This window comes from Actinotalea ferrariae CF5-4 (assembly GCF_000603945.1).
In the GTDB taxonomy this organism is placed as follows: Bacteria; Actinomycetota; Actinomycetes; order Actinomycetales; family Cellulomonadaceae; genus Actinotalea; species Actinotalea ferrariae.
In genome coordinates, this window is the sequence record NZ_AXCW01000129.1 from 1 (window position 1) to 12429 (window position 12429).

General features: G+C 75.7%; 6 protein-coding genes and 1 pseudogene. 6 read left to right on the forward strand and 1 reads right to left on the reverse strand.

The features are described from left to right. A pseudogene (locus tag N866_RS21390) lies at positions 1–269 on the forward strand (N-acylglucosamine 2-epimerase); the annotation flags it as partial. Between the two features lie 68 nt (positions 270–337). Here N866_RS21390 and N866_RS20960 read toward each other — a convergent pair. Further along, entirely contained in the window at positions 338–4072 is a 3735-nt protein-coding gene (locus N866_RS20960) for an MBG domain-containing protein (protein ID WP_155855331.1), read from the reverse strand. Between the two features lie 72 nt (positions 4073–4144). On the opposite strand from N866_RS20960, the gene N866_RS20965 reads away from it, so the two are divergent. The 5 genes from N866_RS20965 to N866_RS11890 all read left to right on the forward strand — a co-directional run. Then, positions 4145–4837 carry a hypothetical protein gene (locus N866_RS20965; protein WP_155855332.1) on the forward strand — a complete coding sequence of 231 codons (693 nt, stop codon included), beginning with the start codon at positions 4145–4147 and terminating at the stop codon, positions 4835–4837. Between the two features lie 154 nt (positions 4838–4991). After that, complete coding sequence (locus N866_RS11875; protein WP_034226601.1) at positions 4992–7502, forward strand: LuxR C-terminal-related transcriptional regulator; 2511 nt, start codon at positions 4992–4994, stop codon at positions 7500–7502. A gap of 297 nt (positions 7503–7799) precedes the next feature. Further along, entirely contained in the window at positions 7800–9221 is a 1422-nt protein-coding gene (locus N866_RS11880) for an MFS transporter (protein ID WP_034226602.1), read from the forward strand. Beyond that, positions 9221–11437, forward strand: coding sequence for a molybdopterin oxidoreductase family protein (locus N866_RS11885; protein ID WP_034226603.1), 2217 nt, complete (start codon positions 9221–9223; stop codon positions 11435–11437). Before N866_RS11880 ends, N866_RS11885 begins: the two co-directional genes overlap by 1 nt. Continuing rightward, a partial coding sequence (locus N866_RS11890; protein WP_034226606.1) for an NAD(P)/FAD-dependent oxidoreductase occupies positions 11434–12429 on the forward strand: 996 nt, incomplete at its 3' end. The genes N866_RS11885 and N866_RS11890, both read left to right, overlap by 4 nt.

Genomic DNA, 12429 nt, shown 5'->3' on the forward strand with positions numbered 1-12429 from the left:
AGGCACTGCTCGACGGCCCGCGGGAGGTCGCCGTCGTCGGCCCTGCGGACGACGAGCGCACCCGTTCGCTGCTGCGCGAGGCGCGGCAGACGGCCGCCCCGGGCGCCGTCGTCGTCCACGGGGAGCCGGACGCCGACGCCGGACCGGTCGCGCTGCTCGCGGACCGCCCGCTCGTCGACGGCGCCCCGGCGGCGTACGTCTGCCGGGACTTCGTGTGCGAGCGCCCCACCACGGACCCGGCGACCCTCCGCGCCCAGCTCCGCGCCTGAGGAGACCTCACCACCGCCGGGGCGGACGGCGCCGGGCGGGTGTGTGCAGCACCCGCCCGGCACCTGCCTCAGCGGCGGACCGTGAGGTTCCCCCCACCCAAGGGGCTCGGGGCGACCGAGTGGACGACCGCTCCGGCCGGGTCGAGGACGGTGACCGCGAGCCGGTCGTTCCCGCCGCCGCTGCCGCCGTCGACGGCGACCATCCGCAGGCGGTGTCCGGTCCCCGACAGGGCCGTCACGACCGCACCGGTGGCCGGGTCGGTCACCGTCAGCCGGGCCGGCACCGTGATCCCGGCGTCGGAACCGTCCAGCGCGAACGTCCCGCCCGCCCAAGACGTGGACTGCGCGCGGTACACGTAGCCGTCCACGGGGTTGCGCCACGCGTACGTCACCGTGCCCTGCGGCACCCGGTCCTTCGTGTAGCGCACCGAGACCTCGAACTGGCCCCGGCCGTCGGCGGACCCGCTGTCGCGCGCCCAGCCGCTCCCCGTGACCGTCGCGCTGGTCGACGGCCGGTAGACGACCAGCCGGTCGACCGCCTCCGGTCCGGTGAAGTACGCGTTCCCCGTGCTGAGCCGCACGACGACGCGGTACGTGCCGGCCGCGACGCCGGCGACGGTGGCCGAGACCCGACCGGACGCGTCGACCGCGACGCCGGTCACCGCGCGGTCCGGGACGCCGGTCGTGCTCCCCGAGGCGAAGAGCAGCACGTCCACCGTGGCCCGCGAGAGGTCACCCGGCGACCCGTCGGCCTCCTGGGTGACGACGGCCCCCACCGTCACGCCGGTGCTCGTGCCGGTCCCCGTGGAGAAGTACCGCTCACCGTCGTACGCGACGGTCACGTCCTCCGGCACCACGGTCAGCGCACCCGCGTAGGACACGTCGTAGTTCGGGTTCGTGAGCCCCGCGCACCCGGTCAGGTCGTAGCTGCCCGCAGGCGACGTCACCTGCCCGCCCACCACCGTCGCGCCTGCGGCGGTGCAGCCGGCGAGCTGTCCGGACAGGGCGTCCGTGCCCAGCAGGCCGTCCACGGTCCAGGACCCGTCGAGGTCGGGCAGCGGGTCGGAGTGCTGCACCTGCGGCGGCGTCACGGTCACCACGGCCGGGGCCGGGGTCACGGTCAGCGTCCCGGGCACGTAGTCCAGGGTGAAGCCCGCAGGCACGCTGCCGCCGCCACAGGTGATCGGGTGGGTCCCGACCGTCAGGGGCGCCGCAGCACCGCACTCGACCCCGGTCACCTCGACCGTGGCGTCGGAGACGTCGAACGCGAAGGCGGGGGTGCCGCCGTACACGATCGTCTCGTCCTGGGCGGTCACGGTGACCGGTGAGCGGACGGTGAACTCCCGCAGCACCGGGGGCGCCGGCAGGTAGTCCGTGTTCCCGGCCTGGGTGAGCAGCACCGAGCACGTGCCCGCGGCCGTGGCGGTCACCGTGGTCCCGGAGGCGACGCAGACGTCCTGCGATGCCAGGGGGACGGTCACCGCGACCGGCAGGCCGGAGGACGCGGTCGCCGCCACGGTCTGCTGGGCGCCGACCGCCACCGTGTCGAGCTCGGGGGCCGTGATCGACTGCGCGCCCTGGAAGATCCGGAAGGTCACGATCAGCTCGGCCGGGAGGACGTTCGGGTCGGAGGCCCCGGTCACGGCACGGATGGTGCACGTCCCTGCCTTCAGTGCCGTCACCTCGAGCGTGGGGACCGGGAAGGCTCGCGAGGTACCGCAGGTCGGCTCACCGAACGCCGTCAGCTGCACGAACGCCCCCGAGTCCGCGGCGATGTCGAGCAGCACGCTCTCACCGACGCGCAGGGCGTCCGGCGGATCGACGACGATCCGGTCCGGCTGGCGCCCGTCGATGACGTTGACCTCGTACCGCGTGATCTGCACGGTGCCGTCCGGCGAGCTCACCTGGAGGAAGACCGGGACGGCGCCCGCCTGCTCGAAGGCCCGGGTCACCGTGCCGCCGGGCAGCGACCAGTAGCTGCCGGGGACACCGGCGGGCTGGTCGAGCTGGAAGCCCTCGGTCCCCAGTCGCGGGAACCACCACGTGAAGCCCACGCCGTCCGACCCCGCACCCGTCGCCGTCGCGGAGAACGTCGCCGCCTGGTTGCGCACGGCCACGTCGGGCAGCGTCACCTCGATCGCGGACACCGCCGAGGGCACCACGCGGACCGTCACCCTCGTGCCGTCCGCCTGGACGAGCCGGAGCGTGTCGGTCACGGTCGCGTCCGCCGCCTCCGCCCCCGGGCCGACGGGCGTGACGGCGAACCGGTACCCGTTCGTCGCGTCCCAGACCCGCTGGGCGAAGTACGACGTCCCGTCCCAGCCCTGGTGGGGCAGGACGAGCGACTGGGTGGGCTCCGTGGACCCGACGGCGGTGTGGACGAACCAGCCGTTGCCGCTCAGCCGGGTGAGGGAGGAGCCCCCGTTGTACGGGTCGACGACGGCGATCGTGCGCCGGTCGACCGAGTCGGTCTGGCCCTCGCGGGTCACCTGGAACACCGGGTCGTCGACGGTGACGGCGGGGGGCGCCGGCGCGTTGACGCAGCCGACCGTGTAGATCCCGCCCCCGATGACCGGGCCGCTGCTCGTGCAGTCCTCCGCCTCGGGCAAGGTGCCCAGGAGAAAGGTCGTGTAGAAGCCGCCGTAGTACTTCGGCCTGCGCTCCTCCTCCGACTTGCTCGTGTCCGCCGCGCGCGCCTCGTCCTCGAGCAGCTGCCCCCGCAGGTCCGGCGGTGTGTTCGTCAGGGTGGTCAGGTTGTCCCGGAGCCGCTGCCCCATCCGGATCTGCGCGTCGAGCTGGATGCTGGCGAGCACCACCGTGACGATGAAGACGATGGCGGTGCCCACGACGACGGCGACCGAGCTGACCGCGACGAGCGCGAGGCTCCCCGCCCGGGCGGCGAACGGGAAGACGGCGGTGGCGGCCGCCGTGGCGCCCTTCCCGAGGCTCGCGCCCGCGCCGAGCGCCAGTCCGATCGGGACCGCCGCACCCGCGAGCGCGAGACCGGCACCGACGGACACGGACGCCGCCACCTCGAACGACGTGTTGGCGAAGGCCGCGTTGTCGATCTGCTCGCGGTTCGCCAGGTACTGGCCGTAGGCGATGAACTCGTCGTACGACGGCATCGGGATCGCGAAGTTGGCGAACCCGGTGGACGCCGTGTAGCACGTCTGGTCCAGCCAGCCCTTGTAGTCGTCGAGGTACGGCCCCGGCGCGCGGTACACGCAGTACCCGCCGGTGGCGAGGTTCGTGTTCGGGTCGTTGTAGTTGACCGGCTCAGACGTGGTGTACGTCTGCTCCGTCAGCCCGGAGTAGCGGATGAACTCGTCGACGGATGCCCGGGCCGCCTCGACGTTCTGCGTCTGGACGAGGCCTTGGAACCAGCGGTAGACGGCCTGCTCGTCCGCGGTCCGGCTGGACGGCGCCTTCTTGATGATGACGACGAGGTTCGCCCACATCTGCATCCGGACCTGGTTGCGCGCCCAGCCGCGGACGGCGTCGAAGTCCGAGGCGGGCAGGCTGTGGTTGGCCAGGACGTCCTCGGCGGCCTGCCGCTCGAAGCGCGTCAGCGCCGGCCAGTCGGCGGTTGCCACCCGGTTGTAGTCGATGATGTTGGGCGGCGTGGGGGCGACCTCCGCCTGGGCGGTCTGCGGGAGCACCACCGACAGGGCGAGGGTGACCGCTGCCGTGGCCAGCACGGCGACCAGGCGGCGGACGAGGGGCACGCGGGCGTGGTGCACCGCGTCCCCTCCTGCGGGCGACGGGGGGCTGTCGGCGGCGTGGCGCCGTGGGGTGGCGGACATGGTCGAAGCGTGACGGCGCCGACATCCGGACGAAACGGGCAAATGCCCGTGTCGTCGCCCGGTGCCGGTGGGGTGTCATGGTGGGGTGCCGAGCTCAACGACCCCCGTCCACCCGACCCGCGTGACCTCGACCTCGGCGGGGCGACGGTGACGCGCGCGCAGCGCCCCCGCGACACGGCCTCGCGGCTGCGCATCGTCATCGCCGCCGTCGTGGTGGCCCTGGCCGCGAGCGGGTGCGCCGCCCCGACCCAGGCGGCCGCCGGAGCCGGCGCCCCCTCGGCGGCCGGCGCGGCCGCACCGGCTCCTGACGCCGGCACCGGCACGCCGCCGCTCGCCGAAGCGTGCCCCTCGATCGACATGGTGCACGCGTGGGGCGGCATCGACTGGGTGGAGGACTCCATCCAGGACGGGGTCGACCGGGTCGCCGAGTGCGACTACTTCTCCGTGCCCTACGACCCGTCGTCACCCGCCCTCGTGGAGAGCCGCTACATCATCATGCTGTCCACCTGGGACACGCCCGCCGACGTCCAGCTGGACCGGGTGAGGACGGATGCGCAGTCGGCCGGAGGTGAGGTGGCCGACGTCGACGTCGCCGGCTTCCCGGGGCTGCGGTTCGTCGACGGCCAGGGGCTGTCCTGCCAGCTCATCGCCCGCACCGGGGACTCCTCCACCGCCCTCGTGGTCCTCGCGGACCCCGCCGACGAGATGGACGACGAGTGCGCGGTGGCCGAGCGGCTCCTCGCCGCCCTCGTCACGCAGCCGTGACGGCCCGGGGGTCGAGGACTGAGGGGGTCGAGGCCTGAGTGCCCGGGCTGAGATCCCGCTGCGCCGTGCGGGTCACTCGTCCGTGCAGGGCCTGCCGTCCGCGCGGAGCCCCTTCGTAAGATCAGGACATGCCGGACGACGACGGGCCTCGTGCGTGAGCACCGACCTCACCGTGCCGGACCGCTCGTCGCCCGCCGCGCGCTCCGCGTCCGTGGCCGGCTCCCCGCATCCGGGCGGGGCGCGGCCGCGCCTGGTCGGTCGCGACGACGAGCTCGAGGCGCTCGTGCGGTGCCTGGAGCTGCGGGAGCCCGCGGTCGTCGACGTGACCGGCGCGCGGGGCGCCGGCAAGACGACCCTCGTCGACGTCGCCCTGGACGCCGCCTCGACGTCGTTCACCGCCGTCCGGCGGCTCGACCTGACCGGTGAGACCGCGACGACGGCGCTCGCCGGCCTGCGCCGCCACCTCGCCCGACTCCCCATCCCCCTCCCTCGGGGTCCGTCGGACCGGCCGGACCGGTGGACCCTGCTCCGGCTGGACCGGGCGGACGTGCTCGCCCCGGTGGCCGGCGCGCTCGCCGACCTCGTCGCGGAGCACCCCGGGGTCAGCGTCGTCGTCGAGTCGGTCCCGCCGTTGCGTGCGCCGGGCATCCGGGTGATCGAGGTCGGAGCGCTGCACCCCGCCGCGGCCGCCGAGCTCCTCCGTCGCGCCGCCGACGCCGTCGGGGTGGCCCTGAATTCCGACCAGCGGACCCGCGCCGACGTCGACCGGGTCTGCGCGGCCGTCGACGGCAACCCCCTGGCGGTCGAGCTCGCCGCCGCCCGGCTCCCCGTCGTCCCGCTCGGCTCGCTCGCCTCCGTCCTGGAGGCCCCGGGGCGCGCGCTGTCGGTGCTCTCCCGGCCCGGGGCCGGACCGGCCGACGGCAGGACGATCCGGACGGATCTCGCGGACAGCCACCGGGCCACGTCCGCGCCGGCCCAGCGGCTCCTGGACGTGCTCAGCGTGTTCGGCGGCTCGTTCACCCTCGAGGCCGTGGAGGCGGTCTCGAGCGGTGCCGGCCCGTGCTTCGACGCGCTCGGCGAGCTCCTCGACCTGCGCCTGGTCGAGCTGGAGGGCGGGCCCGGAGGTGAGCGGTACCGGCTCCGGCGGCTCGTCCGCGACTTCGCGTCCGAGCGGCTCGCCGCGTCCGGTGGGGAGCAGGAGGCGCGCGCCCGCCACGCCGCCTACTTCTGCGACGTGGCCGGGCGGGCAGCGGCCGCCGTCGCCGACGCCGACGAGGACCGGGCCCGCGCGGTCCTCGACGAGGACTACCCGGAGGCCCTCGTCGCGCTGCGCTGGCTCCGCGAGCACCACGCCGACGGCGCCCTCCGGCTCGCCGCGGACCTCGGGTGGGAGGCCGAGCGCCGCGGCGCGGGCGCGGCGCTCGTCGAGCACCTCGAGGAGCTGACCCGCGCCCCCGTCGGCACCCCGGCCGCACGCCGGGACGCGCTCGTCTGGCTCGTGCAGCTGTCGAGCTGGTCCCCGCTCGCGGGCGACCGGGTCGGCGTCATCCGCGAGCAGCTGTCCGAGGCGATCGCCCTGGCCCGGACGGTCGGGGAGCCGCTCGCCCTGCTCCGGGCGCTGCGGACGCAGTTCCTCGCCGTCGCGGCCCACGGCGACCTCGCCGCGGCGACGGAGGCCTGCCGTGACGGGATGGAGCTCGCCGCCGCGATCGGTCACCCGCGCTGGCTGGGCCGGTTCGAGATCTCCCTGGCCGCCATGCACGCCGTCGTGCGCCGGTACGACGTGGCCGGGGAGCTCGGCTCCTCGGGGCTCGCCCGGGCCGTGCGCTCCGGCGACCGCCGCGGCATCGCGCTCGGCTCCCTCCTGCTGCACGGCGTACCGGCGGAGCACGTCGCCGACCGTGCCGGGGTGCCGCCGCTGGAGGCCGTGCTCGAGATCTTCCGGGCCCACGGCGACCTGCAGAACGAGCTGCACACCCTGGCGACCCTGGCGCACCAGGCGATCGACCGCGGCGACCCACGAGCGGCGGCCGCCTGGGTCCTGGCCCGACGGGACCGGCTCGGGCGCACCGACCTCGTGAACGGGCTGACGGTGTCCGTCATGCTCGCCGTCCACGTCAGCCGGCTGCGCGGGGACCACGCGGTGGGCGCGCGGCTCCACGGCGCAGTGGCGTCGCACATGGAGCCCCTGCTGGCGATCATCGCCCCGCCCCACGTCGAGCAGTACCGCTCGGGGCTCCGGACGCTGCGCGAGTCCCTGGGCGCCGAGCGGTTCGAGGCCGAGGTCGCGCGCGGCCGCCTGCTGGACCGTGAGGAGACGCTCGTCGAGCTCGTGGGGTACCTGCGCGACGTCGTGGGCGAGCCCGGGCCGGTCGCCGCGGGGTCGGTCGGGTCGGCCCCGTCGCCCCGGTCGGCCCCGTCGGCCTCGTCGCCCCGGCCGGCCTCCGCCCCCACCCGGCCCGACCCGGGGCTCACGCCGCGGGAGCAGCAGGTGCTGCACCTGCTCGAGCAGGGTCTGCGCAACAAGGAGATCGCGATCGCGCTGGCCATCACCCCGAAGAGCGTCATGCACCACACGGTGTCCATCTACCGCAAGCTCGGCGTGCGCAGCCGGACCGAGGCGGTCGCGCTCGCCGCGCGACAGGGACGGCTCCCGACCGACTGACCGACCGGCTCCCCGGCGCACCCCTCCCTCACCCCACCTCCGCCGTCGACTCCGCCGGGATCCGTGGGGCCCGCCGGTTCTTCCCGGCGGACTCGACGGATCCCGGCGGACTCGACGAGGGGGCGGACCGGACGGAGGGCGGCGGACCCGCGCCCTCACAGCGGGGTGGGTCGGGGTGTGCGGTGACCGTTCCTCAGAGGTAACAGCCCCGGAACCGCCCCCGAACAGGGGCTTCCTAGCGTCAGGCGCACGGTCACCTCCCCGACCGTCCCCAGCCCGCCGACGCAGGAGGACGCCATGTCCGCTCCGACGCTCAGCAGCCCGCCCGGCAGCACCGACGCCCCCACCGCCGCCGCCGCAGGAGCCCCTGCCGCCCCCGCCGGCACGACGACGACGCCCGACGCCCCGGTCGTCCACCGCCGCCGCGGCCGCTGGATCGACCGCTGGGACCCGGAGGACGCGCACTTCTGGGAGAACGGCGGCCGCCGGACGGCCCAGCGCAACCTCTACCCGTCGATCTTCGCGGAGTTCCTCGGGTTCGCGATGTGGGCCTCGTGGAGCATCGTCGTCCCGCAGCTCGCGTCGGTCGGCTTCACCCTCACGGTCAACCAGCAGTTCTGGCTCATCGCGCTCCCCAGCCTCGTCGGCGCCACGCTGCGCATCCCCTACACGTTCGCGGTCCCGCTGTTCGGCGGGCGGAACTGGACGATCATCTCCGCGCTGCTGCTCCTGCTGCCCGCGAGCGCCCTGGCCTTCGTGGTCACCCGCCCGGAGACGACGTCGTTCTCGACCCTCATGGTCGTCGCGGCGCTCGCCGGCCTCGGCGGGGGCAACTTCGCGTCCTCGATGGCGAACATCTCGTTCTTCTACCCCGAGCGGGAGAAGGGCAAGGCCCTGGGCCTCAACGCCGCCGGCGGCAACATCGGCACGGCCGCCGTGCAGCTCGCGGTGCCGATCGTCATCGTCATCGGCGCGGGCCTGCACCTGGAGCGCGCGGGCCTCATGTTCATCCCGCTCGTCCTCCTCGCCGCCGTCTGGGCGTGGCGCCGCATGGACAACCTGTCCGGCGCGAAGAGCGACTACAAGGCGTTCGGCGCGGCGGTCCGCCACCGGCACACCTGGATCATCTCGTTCCTCTACATCGGGACGTTCGGCTCGTTCATCGGGTTCTCCGGCGCGTTCCCGACGCTGCTCACCACCCAGTTCCCCGCGGTCGCGCTGAGCGTCGCGTTCCTCGGCGCGCTGGTCGGCTCCCTCGCCCGCCCGTCCGGCGGCATGCTCGCGGACCGGATCGGCGGCGCCCGGGTCACGATCGCGTCGTACCTGGTCATGGCGCTCGGGACGCTCGGGGCGATCCTGTCGCTGCGGGCCGGCAGCTTCTGGGGCTTCCTGCTGTCGTTCCTCCTGCTGTTCGTCGCGACGGGGGTCGGCAACGGGTCGGTCTACCGGATGATCCCGGCCGTCTTCCAGGTGGGCGCGACCGACGCCGACGACGCCGCCCGTCGCCGCAAGGCCGCCGCCGGCTGCATCGGCATCGCCGGGGCCGTGGGCGCGTTCGGCGGGTTCCTCATCCCCCGCGGCTTCGCGGTCTCCAACGGCATCACCGGCAGCCTCGAGCCGGCGCTGTGGGCGTTCATCGGGATGTACGCGGTGATGGCCGTCGTCACGTGGGCGCTGTACCTGCGCCGGGGAGCGGCCCTGACGACCGCGGGCATCTGATGACGCCCCCGCCGACGGCGACCCACTGCCCGTACTGCGCGCTCCAGTGCGCCATGACGCTGACCCCGGCCCCGCAGGGCCCGGTGCCCGTCAGCGTCACGCCGCGGGACTTCCCCACCAACCGCGGCGGGCTGTGCCAGAAGGGCTGGACGAGCGCGGAGGTCCTGACCACCCCGGACCGGCTCACCTCCCCCCTGGTCCGCGGGGCCGACGGCGCGCTGCACCCGGCGACGTGGGACGAGGCCCTGGACCTCGTCGCGGGCCGGCTGCGGAGCATCCAGGAGCAGCACGGGCGCCAGGCGGTCGCCGTCTTCGGCGGGGGCGGCCTGACGAACGAGAAGGCCTACGCCCTGGGCAAGTTCGCCCGCGTCGTCCTGCGCACGCCGTTCATCGACTACAACGGGCGCTTCTGCATGGCCAGCGCGGCGGCGGGCGCGAACCGGGCGTTCGGCGTCGACCGGGGACTGCCGTTCCCGCTGGCCGACGTGGGTGGGGCGCAGGCGGTCCTGCTGCTCGGCTCGAACCTCGCCGAGACGATGCCGCCGTCCTCCCAGCACCTCGCCGCGGCGCGGGCGGCCGGGGGCGTCGTCGTCGTGGACCCGCGGCACTCCGCGACGGCCGCGCTCACCGACGACGGCGCGGGCCTGCACCTGCAGGCCGTGCCCGGCACCGACCTCACCGTCCTGCTGGCCCTCCTGCACGTCGTGTGGGCGGAGGGGCTCGTGGACACCGCGTACCTCGCGGAGCGCACGACCGGGGCCGACGAGGTCCGGCGCAGCGTCGCCGCGTGGTGGCCCGAGCGCGCCGAGCGGGTGTGCGGCGTCCCGGCCGAGGACCTGCGCCGCGCCGCCCGGCTGCTGGCCGCCGCGTCCCCCGTCCACGGCGGCACCGGCGCGTACGTGCTCACCGGGCGCGGCGCCGAGCAGAGCACCCAGGGCACGGCGACGGTCACCGCCGCGATCAACCTCGCGCTGAGCCTCGGCCTGCCGGGCCGCGTCGGGAGCGGGTACGGCGCGATCACCGGCCAGGGCAACGGGCAGGGCGGTCGCGAGCACGGCCAGAAGTCCGACCAGCTGCCCGGCTACCGGCGGCTCGACGACCCGGCGGCCCGCGCGCACGTCGCGGGCGTCTGGGGCGTCGACCCCGACGACCTGCCCGGGCCCGGCGTGCCCGCGGTCGAGCTGCTGCGCCGCTGCGGGACGCCCGACGGCCCGCGCGCGCTGCTCGTGCACGGGTGCAACCTCGTCGTCAGCGCCCCGGACAACCAGGCGGTCCGCGCGCGCCTCGCCGCGCTGGACCTGCTCGTCGTGTGCGACCTCGTGCCGTCGGAGACCACCGAGCTCGCCGACGTCGTCCTGCCCGTCACCCAGTGGGCCGAGGAGGAGGGGACGATGACCTCGCTGGAGGGCCGCGTGCTGCGGCGCCGCCGGGCCACCGAGCCGCCGCCCGGGGTGCGTTCGGAGCTTGAGGTGCTGCACGACCTCGCCGCGCGGCTCGGCGTGACGCGCGGCTTCCCGACCGACCCGGCCGTGGTGTTCGACGAGCTCGCCCGGGCCAGCGCCGGGGGCGTCGCGGACTACGGCGGCCTGTCCCACGCCCGCCTGGACGCCGCCGAGGCGGCGGGTGACGGCCTGTTCTGGCCCGTCCCGGCCACGCCCGACGGCGAGCCGGACCACCCGGGCACGCCGCGCCTCTTCGCGGACGGGTTCCCCACCCCGGACGGCCGCGCGCGGATGATCGCCGTGGACCACCGCGGCCCGTCCGACGACCTGCGGCCCGACGCCCCGCTGTACCTGGTCACGGGCCGGGTGCTCCAGCACTACCAGTCCGGCGCCCAGACGCGGCGCGTCCCGGCCCTCGCCTCCGCGCAGCCGGAGCCGTTCGCCGAGGTGCACCCGCTGCTCGCCGACCGGCTCGGCGTCGCCGACGGCGAGCCGGTCGAGGTCACGTCCGCCCGCGGCACGGCGGTCGCCGTCGCCCACGTCACCACGTCGGCGCGGCCCGACACGGTGTTCATGCCGTTCCACTGGTCCGGCGAGGGCAGCGCGAACCGGCTCACCACCGACGCGACCGACCCCGTCTCCGGCATGCCCGAGTTCAAGGTCTGCGCCGTCCAGGTCCGCGCCGCCGACGCCGGCAGCGCCGGCAGCGCCCTCCTGGCCCGCGACGCCCACCGGGTGGCGCAGCCCCCCCGAGCCCAGGAGGTCCGGTCATGAGCGCCACGAGGGTCGTCGTCGTCGGGAACGGCATGGTGGGGTCCCGGTTCGTGGAGGACCTGCTCGCCCGTGTCCCCGGCGCGGACGTGACCGTCACCGTCCTCGGTGCGGAGGAGCACGAGCCCTACAACCGCGTGCTGCTCAGCGAGGTCGTCGCGGGCAAGGTCGACGTCGCGTCGATCACCCTGCCGTCGGCGACCGAGCCGCGACTCACGGTCCTGCGGGGCGCGACGGCCGCGCGCCTGGACCGGGACGCACGCGTCGTTCACGGCACGGACGGCGGCGTCCACCCCTACGACGTCCTCGTCCTGGCCACCGGGGCCCGGGCGCGCGTGCCGGGGCTGCCCGGCCTGGAGGCCTGGCGGGCGGCCACGGGTGCCGACCCCGACGCGCTGCCCGCCGGCGTCCACGCCCTGCGCACCCTCGACGACGCCCGCGAGATCGTCGCCGCGACCCTCAACGCCCGCCGCGCCGTCGTGCTCGGTGGCGGCGTCCTCGGGCTCGAGGCCGCGTGCGGCCTGGCGCGGCGCGGGGTCGCGGTGACGGTCGTCCACGGCGGCCCGCACCTCATGGAGCGCCAGCTCGACGACGCCGCGGCGTCCGCCGTCGGGCGCGGCCTGGACCGCCTCGGCATCGCGCACCGCGTCGCCACCTTCGCCGACGACGTCCTCCTGGACGCGGGTCGGCTCTCCGGCCTGCGGGTGCGCCCCGCGGACGGCACGCCCCCGGACCCGGCGACGGCGGTCGTGGCGGCGGACCTGCTCGTCATGACCGCCGGGACGCTGGCGGAGACGTCCCTCGCGGCGGACGCCGGGCTCGAGGTGCGCCGCGGCGTCGTCGTGGGGCCGGACCTGGCGACGGCGGACCCGGCCGTCTTCGCGATCGGGGACTGCGCCGAGCCGCCCGAGGGCGGCAGCGGGCTCATCGCGCAGGGCTGGGACCAGGCACGGCGCCTCGCCGTCGCGCTCGCCGCGGACCTGACGGCCGCGCCC